We start from the raw sequence: 16,605 nt of genomic DNA on the forward strand, positions 1-16,605 counted from the left end.
TCATTTAACTAAGGATGAGAGCTCAACTCAATCTCTTCACACTAATTCTGTGCTTTCGGCTCGGCTTTCGCCACATCAATCACATGCGGCTCTTCGCTGACTGGCGTCACTTTAACAAATAGCGCGATAAAGCCCATGGCCGCCATCACCCAGAACACATTCGCGCCCCACTGCTCAAAGCCCCAACCACTTAACGCCGTCATGGCTGCGATAAAAGCGCCTAACGGCAGGGCATTGTAGAGTGCTTGCAGAGCGACCATTTTGTGCTCCGGTGAGTGTTGAATGTATTGAATGGCCGCAATATGCGCCATGGCAAACGTCACGCCGTGCAGCAGTTGCACCAAAACCAGACCAAGCAGCAAGGTGGTGGAGGCGGTGATCCCCCAGCGCAACATCACGCCAATCGAAGCGGCGACAAACAGCGCACGCAGCGACCAACCTGCAAACAGACGCTTACTCAGAGCAAACACCGCCACTTCGGCCACCACCCCTAAGCTCCACAGATAGCCAATGATCTCTTCGGAATGGCCCGCCTGCTTCCAGTAAATGGCGCTAAAGCTGTAGTAAGCCGCGTGGCTCCCTTGAATTAGCGCCGCCAACAGCAAAAAGGTCACAACGGGTTTGTCGGTGAGTAACTCAGTTAGCTTTGGCCGCTGGGTGTGATGCTCTTGGCGTGTAACTGGCATCAGCGTTGGTTTGCGTAAGCTGAACAATAGCGAAACAAACACCCCAGCCAACGCGGTGTAAAGGATCATGTCGCTGCCGTAGAGCGCAATCAAATACCCCACCACGGTCGAGCCCGCAATAAACGCGATGGATCCCCACAAGCGCGTGCGGCCGTAATCAAGCATTTTTAAGCGGGCGTAGTAGTTGGCGAGCGCATCAGAGAGCGGCACCGCCGGGCCACAACAGAGGTTGAACAACACAGTCGCCAGCGCCATCAACCAGAAATTACCGCCAGTAAAAAAGTGAAACGCGACAAAAATTAGCGCGGCGAAACTGAGCCAGCGTAACGCTGGCATGATGTGTTCGGCGCGATGCACGCGTGGTGTGATCACCATATTCGCCACACAACGCGTTGCTAAACCAATCCCCACCAGCAAGCCGATATCGGTGGAAGAGACGCCCTGCTCCTTAAACCACAACGACCAAAATGGCAGATAAACACCGTAAGCAAAAAAGAAGCCGAGGAAATATTGAGAAATCCAGCCATAAGGGGATGGGGTAAACATAGTGATAATCCTGAACAATAGCAGTTAAAGAACTGAGTGCGCTGCATTATGACTGGGTATGCACAAGAGAAAAAGGGAATTATCAGCAACCCACCGTTTCCCCGATCGCACCAAAGGATTAGACCAAAGTCGTCTGGAGAGTCAGTGTAAATTTGTCAGACTTACTCTATGCCGCGTGACGATAGAGTGCCCCATGCCTGATAAATTTAATATGCAATCTCCACCGTTTGACCGCCTGAGTGAAGGACAGCAAGCCCTGCTGCGCTCGTCACTGGATGTCGCCTACTATCGAACCCGCGACATTGTTCTGCCTGCTGGGCAGCCGAGCGATTATCTGCACATTCTCATCAAAGGTGCGGTTGAAGAGCGCTCCGCCGATCATCAGGAAGTGTTTGCCCACTACGCCAACGACGATATGTTTGACGTCCGCGCCCTGTTTGAAGCAACGGTACGCCACCACTACGTCGCGCTAGAAGATACCCTCTCCTACCTACTGCCCAAAGCGCTGTTTCTGGAACTTTATAATGAGAATGGCCAGTTCGCGGCCTACTTCGACAACAACCTCGCCAAACGGCAAGAGTTGATTGAAGCAGCGCAGCAGCAGCAAAACTTGGCCGAGTTTATTCTCACCAAAGTCGACAAGGCGATTTACCACCCGGCGATGATTCTTCCGCCCGAGATGCCGATCAATCAAGTCACCAAAACCTTGAAGGAAAACGGCATCGACGCCGCGCTGGTCAAACTGCATGACGATGACCCTCGCTGCCTCAAACAGCCTTCCGCCCACCCGTATGCCATCGTCACCCGCACCAACATGCTCCATTCGGTGATGCTGGAAGACAAACCGCTCGATACTCCGGTAGGCGAGATTGCCACCTTCCCGGTTTGCCATGTGGATAATGGCGACTTTTTGTTTAACGCCATGATCACCATGACGCGCAACCGCATGAAACGGCTGATGGTGTGCGACGGTCACCAAGCGGTTGGCATGCTCGACATGACGCAGATCCTCAGCGCCTTCTCCACCCATTCTCACGTGCTGACCTTAAGCATCGCCCGAGCGTCGAGCGTCGAAGAGTTGGCACTGGCGTCGAACAAACAGCGCCAACTGGTCGAAAGCTTGCTGAAAAACGGCATTCGCACGCGCTTTATCATGGAGCTGATCTCGGCGGTCAACGAGCAGATTATTGAGAAAGCGTTTGAGCTAGTCGTGCCTCCGGCGCTACATGACCACTGCTGTCTGATCGTGCTCGGCTCTGAAGGTCGAGGCGAGCAAATCCTCAAGACCGACCAAGATAACGCACTGATCCTCAAAGACGGGCTGGAATGGCAGTTGTGCAGCGAGGTGATGCAGCAGCTCACTCATACTCTGCAGCAACTTGGCTACCCACTTTGCCCGGGCAATGTCATGGTCAACAATCCGAAGTGGGTGCGCAGCCAAACACAGTGGAAAAAAACCTTGGCGGACTGGGTAAAAGCCGCCAAATCGGAACAAGTCATGGACATCGCGATCATGGCCGATGCCCACGCTGTTGCCGGCAACAAGAGCCTACTGGCGCCAGTGAAAGCGCACTTGTGTCAATTGATGGCCGATCAAGAGCTGATCCTCACCGAATTCACCCGTCCTGCGCTGAGTTTTTCCGTGCCGCTGACGCTATTTGGCAATGTTAAAGCCGATAAATCAGGGCTCGACATCAAACAAGGTGGCATTTTCCCGATTGTGCACGGCATTCGCGCTCTAACGCTGGAATACGCCTTGAGCGAAAACAACACCTTCGACCGCATTGAAGCCTTGGTCAAACGCAAAGTGCTTGAGCAAACCACCGCCGATAACCTCAGCGAAGCATTGAAGCTGTTTTTTAAATTGCGTCTTGCTCAGCAGTTGTCCGAGCAGCACAGCAACAACAAAATCAGTTTGAAACTGCTCGATCGCACCGAGCGCGATTTGCTGCGCCACAGTTTACACGTGGTGAAAAAGTTTAAGCAGTGGCTGGGTTATCACTATCAAATCAAAGATTAACCACGTGAGGCGTTACGCCAAACGTATTAGGAAGCGCGCATGAATTGGTTGCAACGCAAATACTGGCACTACAAACTGACAGGCTCGCCCTATCAGTCGCTGTTTAGCGCGCCCGATAGCCGTGAGTTTGTCTCTCTGGATTGCGAAACCACCAGCTTAGACCCGAAGCGAGCTGAGCTGGTCACCATTGCCGCGACGCGCATTGTCGACAACCGTATTCTCACCAGTCAGCCGTTTGAAGTACGGCTGCGCGCGCCGCAATCGCTCGACTCGGGTTCAGTGAGAATCCACAAAATTCGCCATCAGGATCTGGTCGATGGTATTAGCGAGCGCGAAGCCATCACGCGGCTACTCGACTTTATCGGCAACCGCCCTTTAGTCGGTTACCACATCCGTTATGATAAGAAGATCTTAGACCTCGCCTGCCAGCGTCACTTGGGCTTTCCGCTGCCTAATCCGTTGGTTGAAGTTAGCCAGATCTACCATGACAAACTGGAAAAGCACCTGCCCAATGGCTACTTTGACCTCAGTTTGGATGCCATCTGCAAGCATCTGGACTTGCCTCTCCAAGACAAGCATGACGCGCTGCAAGATGCCTTTTCGGCGGCGTTGATCTTTGTGCGTTTAACCCATGGCGATCTGCCCAGCTTCTCTTCCTCTTACCTCTCCCCGTAAGTTTGATGCAACGCATACATTCTTAATTTACTCATTTATAAGCAAAATACGCCTTTATCCTAAAGTCTAATTGTCGAAATCGTCGCAGTGATTAACAGTTATAGGCAAGTCGAAAGACACCACGGATTTCCGTTCGCGTTCAGTTGCACACTCAATCACAAGTAGCCCTGTTCACGAAAGTTGAAGGCACAAGGAGAGAAACAATGAGTGAAGCCCACATTTATCCGGTTAAAGAGAACATTAAAACTCACACCCACGCGGATAATGAGACCTATCTTGCGATGTACCAACAATCTGTCAGCGATCCAGAGGGCTTCTGGAGCGAACACGGCAAAATCGTTGATTGGATCAAGCCTTTTACCAAGGTCAAACAGACCTCTTTTGACACGGGCCACGTTGATATTCGCTGGTTTGAAGATGGCACACTGAACGTTTCCGCTAACTGTATTGACCGCCATCTGGCCAAGCGCGGTGATGAAGTGGCAATTATCTGGGAAGGTGACAACCCAGCCGAAGACAAAACTCTGACTTACAAACAACTGCACCAAGAAGTATGTCGTTTCTCGAACGCACTGAAAGAGCAAGGCGTGCGCAAAGGTGACGTGGTGTGTCTCTACATGCCTATGGTGCCGGAAGCGGCGGTGGCGATGCTGGCGTGTACCCGTATCGGCGCCGTGCATACCATCGTCTTTGGCGGCTTCTCACCTGAAGCGCTGGCGGGCCGTATCATCGACTCTGATGCCAAGGTGGTGATTACCGCTGACGAAGGCGTTCGTGGCGGCCGTGCCGTGCCGCTGAAAAAGAACGTGGACGAAGCACTGACCAACCCTGAAGTGAAAACCATCAGCAAAGTGATGGTGTTGAAACGCACCGGTGGCAATGTCGATTGGCATGAACACCGTGACGTTTGGTGGCATGAGGCGACGGCAACAGTCTCGGACGTTTGTCCACCAGAAGAGATGAAAGCCGAAGATCCCCTGTTTATCCTTTACACTTCAGGCTCCACAGGTAAACCGAAAGGGGTGCTGCATACCACGGGCGGCTACTTGGTGTATGCGACCATGACGTTTAAATATGTCTTTGACTATCAGCCTGGTGAGGTGTTCTGGTGTACCGCTGACGTGGGCTGGATCACCGGACACACCTATCTGGTCTACGGACCACTGTCCAACGGAGCGAAAACCATTCTGTTTGAAGGTGTGCCAAACTACCCGAAAACCAGCCGCATGAGCGAAGTGGTCGACAAGCACCAAGTCAATATTCTTTATACTGCGCCAACGGCAATTCGCGCGCTGATGGCCAAAGGCAATGAAGCGGTTGAAGGAACCGAGCGCAGCAGCTTGCGCATTATGGGCTCAGTCGGTGAACCGATTAACCCAGAAGCGTGGGAGTGGTACTACAAAACCATCGGCAATGAAAAATCGCCGATTGTCGATACTTGGTGGCAAACCGAAACCGGTGGCATTTTGATCACGCCACTACCGGGCGCAACCGCGCTCAAACCGGGCTCGGCGACTCGTCCATTCTTCGGCGTGCAGCCTGCACTGGTGGATAACATCGGCAATGTGATTGAAGATCAAGCAGCAGAAGGTAACCTCGTCATCCTCGACTCTTGGCCCGGTCAAATGCGCACGGTTTACGGTGACCACGAACGCTTTGAGCAGACCTATTTCTCCACCTTCCGTGGCATGTATTTCACGGGTGACGGTGCGCGTCGCGACGAAGATGGTTACTACTGGATCACAGGCCGCGTGGACGATGTACTGAACGTCTCCGGTCACCGTATGGGCACTGCCGAGATCGAATCGGCGCTAGTGGCACATCCGAAGATTGCCGAGGCGGCGATTGTCGGCATTCCGCACGACATCAAAGGTCAGGCGATTTACGCCTACGTGACGCTCAACGCTGGGGAATACCCATCGGCTGAGCTGCACAAAGAGGTGAAAGACTGGGTACGTAAAGAGATCGGCCCGATTGCCACGCCAGATGTGCTGCATTGGACCGATGCGCTACCGAAAACGCGTTCAGGCAAGATCATGCGCCGCATTCTTCGTAAGATCGCCACTGGTGACACCAGCAACTTGGGTGATACCTCAACGCTGGCCGATCCAAGTGTAGTCGACAAGCTGATTGCCGAAAAAGCCGAACTGGCCTAATTCTGAGCAGCGAATATAACGCTGCCACAATAAGAGACCTGCGCTAACCACAAAGGCGTGCTTCATTGAAGCACGCCTTTGCATTTTGGCTGTTTTAGGAGCACGCGATTACTTTAGGATCACGGAATGTTAGACCAGCTCCGCCAGCATACTTTCATCATACGCCGTTAGCGTTTCACCGCTGCGTACTTTTGCCACGTAATCTGGGTTAGCGATGAACGGGCGACCAATCGCCAGCAGTTCAAATAGCCCTTGCTCAATCGCTGACGCACCGGACTGCGCGCTGAAACCACCCGCCGCCATCAAGGTTTTTGAGTAGTGCTGGCGCATGTACTCCGACACTTTACCGCCTAAGTGCTCAAACTCCACGCTGTCGTCAAACATCCCTTCATGCAGATACGCCAACTGACGCGTTTCCAACTCGGCCAACAAGTAGTCAAACACGGCTCGGTCACGCGCATCCGGTTTGATGTGTGCGTAGGCTCCCGGTGACAAACGCAGACCAGTGCGATGCCCACCAATGCGTTCAATAATGGCGTCAATCACCGCCAGAGGAAAACGCGCCATGTTTTCTGGCGTTTGACCAAACTCATCATCACGCAAGTTAGTGTCATAGTGTAGGAACTGATCAAGCAGATAGCCGTTCGCACCGTGGATTTCCACCCCATCAAAACCCGCCACGATGGCGTTTTCTGCGGCACTGGCGTAATCCTCGATCAACTGTTCGATCTCTTCTTTACTCGCGGCTTTTGGCAAGGTGTAGGTCAGATCGCGACGACGCGGCACCGTTCCTTCGTAAGCCACCGCCGACGGTGCAAGCACATACTCACCCGCAAAAAAGGCAGGATGCGCCACACGGCCAGTATGCCAAAGCTGAGCAAAAATCTTACCGCCACGCGCATGTACAGCCTCTGTCACTTTCTTCCAGCCAGCAATTTGCGCATCGCTGAACAACCCCGGAGTATTGGGGTAACCCTGACCGTCCGGGCGAATGATCGTCGCTTCCGAAATAATCAACCCCGCTTCAGCGCGGCGAGCATAGTAAGCGGCCATTTCATCTGTCGGTACAAGTCCCTCTCCTGCCATACAGCGCGTCAGTGGCGCCATCACAATGCGGTTATTCAGGGTAAGGTGTTCATTTAAAACGTAAGGTTTGAAGAGTAAATCCGTCATCGGGCCATCCTACTGTCGAGTGAAGTTCGCTATGCTAGATCATTTTTGAACAATCATTCAAGATATATTTTGAACGAACGTTCAAGAATTTTTGTCACCTTGCGATTTTGCGCGTAGAATGCGGCGAAAACCCAAATGAGAGAATGTGTGTGCGCGTAGCTGAATTTGACCGACAACAGGTGTTGCGATCCGCGATGTATGAATTTATGTCGAAAGGATTCAATAAGACCAGTATGCAAGATTTGAAAAAAGCCACTGGCCTGCATCCGGGTTCCATCTATTGTGCGTTTGAAAATAAACGCGGCTTACTGCTGGCGGCTTTGGCCCACTATGCCGAGGAACGCGTGCAAGAGTTCAATGCGATTTTTGCCGCCCAGACCAACGTCATGGACGGACTGCAAAGCTACTTTGCCATGGTGGTTGACGAGTGTGCCAGCGAGGAGATCAAAGATTGCCTGCTGCAAAAAGCACTGAGTGAGTTGTCCAAACAAGACGATGAAGTGGAACAAATGATTCGCGACACCCTCAACGCTTGGAAACTTGGCCTGCTCGCCCAACTGTGTCAAGCGCAGCAAAACGGGGAGATCAGCGCCGAGGCCGACTGCGCTTTTCTCGCCGACTATCTGGTGATGGGCATTTATGGCTTGCGCACTTTTGCTCACACCAAACCAGAAAAAACCTTGCTGAGTAAAATGGCGCAGCAACTGCTTTGCACGCTACACGCTTAACACTTCACTCTTCCCAATCCAAACTCTGCCAGTCCATGAGCGCCCTTCTCCCTCGGCGCTCATCTAGCCGGTTTCCTCCTAATGCCAAGTGATTGTTTTTCCGCCGGCTCACCGACATTGGCTAAAAACCGCACTGAACCACACCACATACCGCGTTTCAGCGGCGATTTTTTGTTAACCCGGTTACAGAAATCCAAGTTCAACTCGGGAGATTAGACCAGTAATTTGCTGCTAATTGCTATGAATTAGCTATAATCTTGGGCAATCTTGAAAAATTGGCACAGATTTGACAGAAAAACCGTGCCGATTTCTCCTGTTTTTGGGAATATGCTGGTTTCACTCACGATAAAGAAAGATAGCGCCAACATGTCAGCAAAGTTACGAGTTCTGGTCTTAAACGGCCCAAATCTTAACCTACTTGGTTTACGCGAGCCTGCCCACTACGGTGCGCAGACGCTATCGCAGATCGTCGAAAACTTGATGACATTGGCGAAACAAGCCGATATTGAGCTTGAACATCTGCAATCGAATCGTGAGTACGAGCTGATCGAAGCCATTCACGCCGCACACGGCAAAGTGGACTTCATCATCATTAATCCGGCGGCATTTACCCATACCAGTGTCGCGCTAAGAGACGCTCTACTCGGTGTCGCGATTCCTTATATTGAAGTGCACCTGTCTAACGTGCATGCCCGTGAACCCTTCCGTCATCACTCCTATTTGTCGGACAAAGCGGTTGGCGTGATCTGCGGTTTAGGCGCACAAGGTTATGAATTTGCTCTGTCGGCAGCGATTGCTAAGCTGCGGGCAAAGTAACCCAAACACTCTGCAGCCCTTGGCGGCTGTCTTACTCACAAGATAAAAGAGAAAGATAAGATGGATATTCGTAAAATCAAAAAACTGATCGAACTGGTTGAAGAGTCTGGCATTGCTGAGCTAGAAATCTCTGAAGGTGAAGAATCAGTACGCATCAGCCGTCATGGTCAAATGATGGCCGCGCCTGCACCTATCCACTATGCAGCCGCGCCAGCAACCGCTCCTGCACCCGTAGCCGCAGCGCCAGTTGCTGAAGCGGCACCTGCCGCCGCAGCGCCAGCGGTAAGCGCAGGTCACAAAGTGCTTTCTCCAATGGTAGGCACCTTCTACCGTTCACCAAGTCCAGATTCTAAAGCGTTCATCGAAGTGGGCCAAAGCGTAAAAGCGGGCGACACGCTATGCATCGTTGAAGCGATGAAAATGATGAACCAAATCGAAGCGGATAAATCTGGTGTCGTTACCGCTATCCTTGTTGAAGATGGCCAGCCAGTAGAATTCGACCAGCCACTCGTTGTTATCGAATAAGCGGAGTTCGCTATGTTAGATAAAGTAGTCATCGCGAACCGAGGTGAAATCGCCCTTCGTATTCTTCGCGCATGTAAAGAGCTCGGCATCAAAACCGTTGCCGTGCACTCAACCGCCGATCGCGATCTCAAACACGTGCTACTGGCTGACGAAACTGTCTGTATCGGCCCGGCAAAAGGCATCGACAGCTACCTGAACATTCCGCGTATTATTTCCGCGGCGGAAGTGACTGGCGCGGTTGCCATCCATCCGGGTTACGGTTTCCTGTCGGAAAACGCCGATTTTGCAGAGCAAGTAGAACGCAGCGGCTTTATTTTTGTTGGTCCGAAAGCGGAAACTATCCGCATCATGGGTGACAAAGTCTCGGCGATCACCGCGATGAAAAAAGCGGGCGTTCCTTGTGTACCGGGCTCTGACGGTCCGCTCGACAACGACGAAGTGAAAAACAAAGCACACGCCAAACGCATCGGTTATCCAGTCATCATCAAAGCCTCTGGTGGTGGCGGTGGTCGTGGTATGCGTGTAGTACGCAAAGAAGCAGATCTGATTCAAGCGATCGCAATGACGCGTGCTGAAGCCAAAGCAGCGTTCAACAACGACATGGTTTACATGGAGAAATTCCTAGAAAACCCACGCCACGTTGAAGTGCAAGTGATTGCCGATGGCCAAGGCGGCGCGATTCACCTCGGTGAACGTGATTGCTCTATGCAGCGTCGTCACCAAAAAGTGGTGGAAGAAGCACCCGCGCCGGGTATCACAGAAGAAATGCGTAAGTACATCGGTGAACGTTGTACCCGTGCGTGTCTTGAAATCGGTTATCGCGGCGCAGGTACCTTTGAGTTCCTGTACGAAAACGGCGAGTTCTACTTCATCGAAATGAACACCCGTATTCAGGTAGAACACCCTGTGACGGAAATGGTCACCGGTGTTGATCTCATCAAAGAGCAGCTACGTGTTGCCGCAGGTCAGCCTCTGTCATTCACGCAGAACGACATCAAGATCCGTGGCCATGCGATTGAGTGTCGTATCAACGCCGAAGATCCTGAGCGCTTCCTGCCTTCACCAGGCAAGATCGAGCGCTTCCATTCACCAGGCGGCATGGGCGTTCGTTGGGAATCGCACATCTACACGGGTTACACAGTGCCACCGCACTACGACTCGATGATCGGCAAACTCATCACTTACGGTGAGAACCGCGATGTGGCGATTGCACGCATGCGCAATGCTCTTGGTGAAATGATCATCGAAGGGATCAAGACCAATATTCCGCTGCAAGTAAGCATCATGAACGACGAAAACTTCCAACATGGTGGAGCCAACATCCACTACCTTGAGAAGAAGCTCGGACTTCAGCACTAAGCCAGCACTCGAATGATGATGCCCACCTCGGTGGGCATTTTTCGTTTCATCGCAAAGTCTGCTAAACTCTGCGCCAAATTTACACATCGAGAGTACCCACTCATGCCTTGGATTCAAATCAAACTCAATGCGACCAATGAAAACGCTGAGCAAATCGGCGACATGCTTATGGAAGAGACTGGCGCGCTGTCCGTGACCTTCTTGGATGCTCACGATACCCCGGTATTCGAGCCTCTGCCCGGTGAAACTCGCCTGTGGGGTGATACGGACGTCCTAGCGCTGTACGATGCCGAAGCCGACACGCAGCTCATCATGTCGCAGATTAAAGCCAGCAACATGCTGGTCGACGGCTTTGCCTACAAAGTAGAGCAGCTTGAAGACAAAGATTGGGAACGCGAGTGGATGGACAACTTCCACCCCATGAAGTTTGGTGAGCGTCTGTGGATCTGCCCAAGCTGGCGCGACATTCCTGATCCAAGCGCAGTCAACGTTATGCTCGATCCGGGCCTCGCCTTTGGTACGGGAACTCACCCAACCACCGCGTTGTGCCTGCAGTGGCTAGAAAGCCTCGATCTGAGCGGCAAGACAGTAATCGACTTTGGCTGTGGTTCAGGCATCCTCGCGATCGCTGCGATCAAACTGGGCGCAGAAAAAGTCATCGGTATCGACATCGATCCTCAAGCGCTACTCGCCTCAAAAGATAACGCGCAGCGCAATGGCGTGGCCGAACAACTTGAGGTTTACCTGCCACAAGATCAACCAGAAGGCCTGCTGGCCGATGTGGTAGTGGCCAATATTTTAGCCGCGCCGCTGCGTGAACTTTCGTCGATCATTACAGGGCTGGTCAAGCCAAATGGCCTATTGGCGATGTCCGGCGTTTTAGACACACAAGCGGAAGATGTGGCGAATCACTATCGTGACGCGTTTCACATTGATCCGATTGTTGAGCAGAGTGAATGGTGTCGCATCTCGGGTCGCAAGCAAGGCTAGATAAGACTTTCAGGGATAATTGTTTGAATTTCATACAAATTACAAAAACAATTACTCAATGCTCAAATATTAGTCTTTTCACGCAGAAAAAAAATGCGTAAAATGCGCGCCCTTGCTGGTATGAAGCTGTGAAGACGTTTTGAAAATCGGAAACCACCAACTTAAGAACAATCTGATCGTCGCCCCAATGGCGGGTGTCACCGACAGACCCTTTCGCGAGTTGTGTTTGCGATACGGAGCGGGAATGGCCGTCAGTGAAATGATGTCCTCCAATCCTGCTTTGTGGAAAACCGCTAAATCACAAAATCGCATGGTGCATGAAGGCGAATCGGGCATTCGCTCAGTACAGATTGCTGGAAGTGATCCACAGCTCATGGCAGATGCTGCGCAATTCAGCGTTGAAAACGGTGCTCAAATCATCGACATCAACATGGGATGTCCAGCAAAAAAAGTGAATAAAAAGCTCGCGGGTTCTGCCCTGCTGAAATACCCGGACATTATCGAACAGATTTTGAAAACGGTGGTGAACGCAGTAAAAGTGCCAGTCACTTTAAAAACCCGCACTGGCTGGGATACAGAAAATAAAAACTGTATTCAAATCGCTAAATTAGCCGAAGACTGCGGCATACAAGCACTTGCTCTGCATGGCAGAACCAAAGCCTGTATGTACAAAGGTGAGGCCGAATACGACAGCATTAGAGCCGTCAAGCAAGCCATCTCAATTCCGGTTATCGCTAACGGTGATATCGATAGTCCGGAGAAGGCAAAGCATGTGCTGGAGTACACCGGCGCTGACGCTCTCATGATCGGGCGCCCTGCCCAGGGTCGTCCGTGGATTTTTCAGGAAATCCAACACTATTTGGAAAACGGCACCACGATGCCCGAGCTTCCTATTGCGGAAGTAAAAAGCATCTTGCTTGGTCATGTGAACGCTCTGCATGATTTTTATGGCGAGTATTTAGGTCCGCGTATCGCGCGTAAGCACGTAGGCTGGTACCTAAAAGAGCATGAACAAGCGAGTGAGTTTCGCCGTATCTTCAACGCCATCGACGCTGCCGATCTGCAGCTTGAGGCGTTAGAGGGTTACTTTGATTTAGCCTAAATAGTTGGAGTAGCAGCGTCGTTGACGGCGCTGCAGCTACAAATATGAAGGCTATGACGTTGCATCATAATTAAGAGAAGAGCTAGACCGAATATGTTCGAACAAAATCTGACTTCAGAAGCTTTAACCGTAACTACCGTAACATCACAAGATCAAATCACGCAAAAGCCACTACGTGATTCTGTTAAAGCGTCTCTTAAAAACTACTTGGCTCAATTAAACGGTCAGGAAGTGACTGAACTATACGAACTAGTTCTCGCTGAAGTTGAACAGCCATTACTAGATACCATTATGCAGTACACTCGCGGCAACCAAACGCGCGCAGCAACCATGATGGGCATCAACCGCGGTACTCTTCGCAAGAAACTGAAAAAATACGGCATGAACTAACACCCATTAGTTAACCATTTGAATTTAAAGTCGCTTATCTTTTATAGAGAGCGACTTTTTTGTTATATGTACCCCCACATGTACCCCGAGCATTTTCCTATTACCCCTTCATCACCCAAATCTCACTGACAGGCTTTTTCTAAAGTCAGATAACAAAAATCATCACTACTGATCACTTTTTCCGTCACCATTTCAAAAAAAATGAAGTGGACAGCGCGAGTGTTTGTTTTCGCATTTTAAGGGGATTTTGAGCCAAAATTAGCGACTCTAGTAAATCAGCCTCATCGATTCAAACGCGAGCTGAACATGGCCATTGGGGCAGAGATAGTGCCACTGATCCAGGACGATGAAATACACGACTCGTCATATCATATTGATACAACTCACCATCTATGAACCGAGTCATAACAACCCATCTTATTTCATATATAATCAGCCACCAGCAAACAAACCCAATCATTACCGAACGAACGTTATGGCTCAAGCACCAGCAAAAAAGAAAACCGCCCAATCCAAAAGTAAAGGCTTTGAAGAAACCCTGTGGGACACCGCCAACCAGTTGCGCGGCAGCGTTGAATCCTCCGAGTACAAGCACGTGGTCCTCAGCCTAGTGTTCCTCAAGTTCATCAGCGACAAGTTCGAGGCCAAGCGCCAGCAGTTGATTGATAACGGACAGGAAGCCTTCGTTGATATGGATGTGTTCTACCAGCAAGACAACGTATTCTTTCTACCGGAAGACGCCCGCTGGTCCTACGTGAAAGCCCGCGCCAAGCAAGACGACATCGCCGTTATCATTGATACCGCGCTCTCTACCATCGAGAAGAACAACAGCGCATTGAAAGGTGCGCTGCCGGACAACTACTTCTCGCGCATGGGGCTGGAAGTGAAAAAGCTGGCGTCCCTGATTGATGCGATTGAGAACATTGATACGCTTGCCAACGAATGCGACATGACCGAAGAAGACTTGGTAGGCCGTGTTTACGAATACTTCTTGGGTCGCTTTGCGGCAACCGAAGGTAAAGGTGGCGGGGAATTCTACACGCCAAAATCCGTTGTTACCCTGCTGGCTGAAATGCTCGAACCTTACCAAGGCAAAATCTACGACCCATGCTGTGGCTCGGGCGGTATGTTTGTACAAAGCTTAAAGTTTATTGAAAGCCATCAGGGCAAGAGCAAAGACATTGCCATCTACGGGCAAGAGCTGACCACCACCACCTTCAAACTGGCGAAGATGAACCTTGCGATCCGTGGCCTGACGGGCAACCTTGGCGAGCGCCCAGCGGACACCTTTTTTGCCGACCAGCACCCAGACTTGAAAGCCGACTTCATCATGGCGAACCCGCCGTTTAACTTAAAAGACTGGCGCAACGATGCCGAGCTGACGGACGACCCGCGCTTTAACGGCTTTCGCACCCCGCCAACAGGCAACGCCAACTACGGTTGGATCCTGCACATGCTGTCAAAACTCTCTGAAGACGGCACCGCAGGCTTTGTACTGGCGAACGGCTCAATGAGTTCCAACACCAGCGGTGAAGGCGAAATCCGTCAGAAGCTGATTGAAGACGACCGCATCGAGTGCATGATTGCCCTGCCCGGTCAGCTGTTCTACACCACGCAAATTCCGGTTTGCCTGTGGTTTATGACCAAATACAAAAAGGCCAACCCGCGCTATGGCTACCGCGACCGCAGCGGTGAAACCCTGTTTATCGACGCCCGTGAAATGGGCACTATGGTCAGCCGCGTACACAAAGAGTTGACCCGTGACGACATCGCCAAAATTGCCGACACCTACCACGCATGGCGCTGTGACGAAACTGAACTGACCCGCCGCATTAACGCCAAAGAAATCAGCGTTGAGCATTACGAAGACACCGCAGGCTACTGCAAGGTGGCGACGATTGCCGACATTAAAGCCAACGACTTTGTGCTGACTCCGGGGCGCTATGTGGGCGCAGCGGATTTAGAAGATGACGGCATTGCGTTTGAAACCAAGATGCTTGAGCTGACCCAAACCCTGTATCGCCAGTTGGATGAAGCCGAAGCCCTCGACAAGGCGATCCGCGCCAATATGGAGGCATTGGGTTATGGGAAGTGAGTTAACACTAGGTGAAGTAGTCACATTATCTCAGGGCTTCGCAGTAAACTCTAAAAGTAAGCATCTGATGTCCGGTAGTGGTCTTCCTCTACTTAGAATAACCGACCTGATAAATGACACCCAAAGCCAATATCTTACTCCAGAAACGGCACCAGAGAAGTGTATCGCCCAGACCGATGACTTGATATATACACGAACTGGTCAAGTCGGGTTGGTTTTCAGGGGTAAAACTGGCGTAATTCACAACAACTGCTTTAAAGTAGTACCAGATGAATCTCGCCTTCATAGAGGATTTTTGTATTGGTTTTTGAAGCAGCCAACCATACAGAAACATGCTAATGACATAGCATCAGGCTCAGTACAGAAAGATCTCAATCATTCAGCCTTCAAAAGCATAAAAATCAGGCTGCCTTCGCTTGAGCATCAAAAAAGCTGTGCTGTTGTGATGGACTCAATAGAACAAAAAATCACCCTCAACCACCAAATCAACCAGACGCTGGAGCAGATGGCGCAGACGCTGTTCAAGTCATGGTTCGTCGATTTCGACCCTGTGATGGATAACGCGCTGGATGCGGGCAACCCCATCCCCGACGAGCTGCAACATCGTGCGGAAGCGCGTAAAGCGGTGCGTGAAAGCGAAGGCTTCAAGCCACTGCCGGATGAGGTACGTCAGCTGTTCCCAGATGCGTTTGAAGAAAGGGAGCCTTCAGCGGGCATAAGCGGCTGGGTGCCGAAGGGGTGGGATTCTGGATGTCTTGCAGATATAGCCTCTTACACGTCCAACAGAGTAGCGACCACGACGCTTTCGCTAAACAACTATGTCTCTACTGAAAACATGCTCACCGAAAAGAAAGGTATTGTGGAAGCGGCGAATCTGCCAACAGTCAACACTGTCCCTGCCTATACAACGGGCAATGTGCTCGTATCGAACATTCGCCCCTATTTCAAAAAAATCTGGATGGCAAATGGAGACGGCGGACACTCAAACGATGTGCTCGGTTTCGAAGCAAAAGAACAAAATACTGAAGGTTACTTATTCAACTTGCTTTATCAAGATGCTTTGTTTGAGTTCATGATGACGACAGCGAAAGGCTCCAAAATGCCACGTGGTGACAAAAAGGCAATCTTAGGCTGGCAACTAGTCATTCCTCCCTGCGAGTTAAGAGAATATTTTTCTCAGCGAGTCGCCGATTTTTATGTATCCAGCAGTAAGAGGACTGAAGAAAACAAAACGCTAACCAAGCTCCGCGACACTCTGCTACCAAAACTCATCTCCGGCGAGCTGCGCCTTGATGATGTTGAGGCTGTCGTCGAACAGGAAACCGTAAGCGCATAACGACTAAT

At 51.1% G+C, this 16,605-nt stretch carries 14 protein-coding genes; 12 read left to right on the forward strand and 2 right to left on the reverse strand.

Annotated elements, in window-relative coordinates:
- Nucleotides 1-41: 41 nt before the first annotated feature.
- Nucleotides 42-1,232 (reverse strand): 3-phenylpropionate MFS transporter, encoded by a 1,191-nt coding sequence (locus EA26_RS19705; RefSeq protein WP_039431332.1) that lies wholly within the window; start codon nucleotides 1,230-1,232, stop codon nucleotides 42-44.
- A 193-nt stretch (nucleotides 1,233-1,425) separates the two neighbouring features.
- On the opposite strand from EA26_RS19705, the gene EA26_RS19710 reads away from it, so the two are divergent.
- From EA26_RS19710 to acs, 3 genes are all read left to right on the forward strand, one after another.
- Nucleotides 1,426-3,252, forward strand: a complete 1,827-nt coding sequence (locus EA26_RS19710; RefSeq protein WP_039431334.1) for a DUF294 nucleotidyltransferase-like domain-containing protein — start codon at nucleotides 1,426-1,428, stop codon at nucleotides 3,250-3,252.
- Between the two features lie 39 nt (nucleotides 3,253-3,291).
- Nucleotides 3,292-3,927: a 3'-5' exonuclease gene (locus tag EA26_RS19715; protein ID WP_039431335.1), complete on the forward strand. Its 636-nt coding sequence runs from the start codon at nucleotides 3,292-3,294 to the stop codon at nucleotides 3,925-3,927.
- Nucleotides 3,928-4,130: 203 nt separating this feature from the next.
- A complete protein-coding gene (gene acs, locus EA26_RS19720; protein WP_039431337.1) occupies nucleotides 4,131-6,083 on the forward strand; it encodes an acetate--CoA ligase in 1,953 nt (650 codons plus the stop codon).
- Between the two features lie 129 nt (nucleotides 6,084-6,212).
- Here acs and EA26_RS19725 read toward each other — a convergent pair whose 3' ends face one another.
- Entirely contained in the window at nucleotides 6,213-7,256 is a 1,044-nt protein-coding gene (locus EA26_RS19725) for an alkene reductase (RefSeq protein WP_039431339.1), read from the reverse strand.
- A gap of 149 nt (nucleotides 7,257-7,405) precedes the next feature.
- On the opposite strand from EA26_RS19725, the gene EA26_RS19730 reads away from it, so the two are divergent.
- From EA26_RS19730 to EA26_RS19770, 9 genes are all read left to right on the forward strand, one after another.
- On the forward strand, nucleotides 7,406-7,984 hold the full coding sequence (locus tag EA26_RS19730; protein WP_039431724.1) for a TetR/AcrR family transcriptional regulator: 579 nt from the start codon (nucleotides 7,406-7,408) through the stop codon (nucleotides 7,982-7,984).
- A 366-nt stretch (nucleotides 7,985-8,350) separates the two neighbouring features.
- A complete protein-coding gene (aroQ, locus tag EA26_RS19735) occupies nucleotides 8,351-8,800 on the forward strand; it encodes a type II 3-dehydroquinate dehydratase (RefSeq protein WP_039431726.1) in 450 nt (149 codons plus the stop codon).
- 60 nt (nucleotides 8,801-8,860) lie between these two features.
- Nucleotides 8,861-9,325, forward strand: a complete 465-nt coding sequence (gene accB / locus EA26_RS19740) for an acetyl-CoA carboxylase biotin carboxyl carrier protein (protein ID WP_039431341.1) — start codon at nucleotides 8,861-8,863, stop codon at nucleotides 9,323-9,325.
- A 12-nt stretch (nucleotides 9,326-9,337) separates the two neighbouring features.
- On the forward strand, nucleotides 9,338-10,684 hold the full coding sequence (accC, locus tag EA26_RS19745; protein ID WP_039431343.1) for an acetyl-CoA carboxylase biotin carboxylase subunit: 1,347 nt from the start codon (nucleotides 9,338-9,340) through the stop codon (nucleotides 10,682-10,684).
- A gap of 102 nt (nucleotides 10,685-10,786) precedes the next feature.
- Nucleotides 10,787-11,674, forward strand: coding sequence for a 50S ribosomal protein L11 methyltransferase (prmA, locus tag EA26_RS19750; protein WP_039431729.1), 888 nt, complete (start codon nucleotides 10,787-10,789; stop codon nucleotides 11,672-11,674).
- A 139-nt stretch (nucleotides 11,675-11,813) separates the two neighbouring features.
- Nucleotides 11,814-12,776, forward strand: coding sequence for a tRNA dihydrouridine synthase DusB (gene dusB / locus EA26_RS19755; protein ID WP_039431345.1), 963 nt, complete (start codon nucleotides 11,814-11,816; stop codon nucleotides 12,774-12,776).
- 93 nt (nucleotides 12,777-12,869) lie between these two features.
- A complete protein-coding gene (gene fis / locus EA26_RS19760) occupies nucleotides 12,870-13,166 on the forward strand; it encodes a DNA-binding transcriptional regulator Fis (RefSeq protein WP_000462885.1) in 297 nt (98 codons plus the stop codon).
- 475 nt (nucleotides 13,167-13,641) lie between these two features.
- Nucleotides 13,642-15,261, forward strand: a complete 1,620-nt coding sequence (locus EA26_RS19765) for a type I restriction-modification system subunit M (RefSeq protein WP_039431475.1) — start codon at nucleotides 13,642-13,644, stop codon at nucleotides 15,259-15,261.
- Nucleotides 15,251-16,597 (forward strand): restriction endonuclease subunit S, encoded by a 1,347-nt coding sequence (locus EA26_RS19770; protein WP_081946398.1) that lies wholly within the window; start codon nucleotides 15,251-15,253, stop codon nucleotides 16,595-16,597. Before EA26_RS19765 ends, EA26_RS19770 begins: the two co-directional genes overlap by 11 nt.
- The last annotated feature ends 8 nt before the right edge of the window (nucleotides 16,598-16,605 follow it).

Origin of the sequence: Vibrio navarrensis, from assembly GCF_000764325.1 — a bacterium.
Classification (GTDB): domain Bacteria; phylum Pseudomonadota; class Gammaproteobacteria; order Enterobacterales; family Vibrionaceae; genus Vibrio; species Vibrio navarrensis.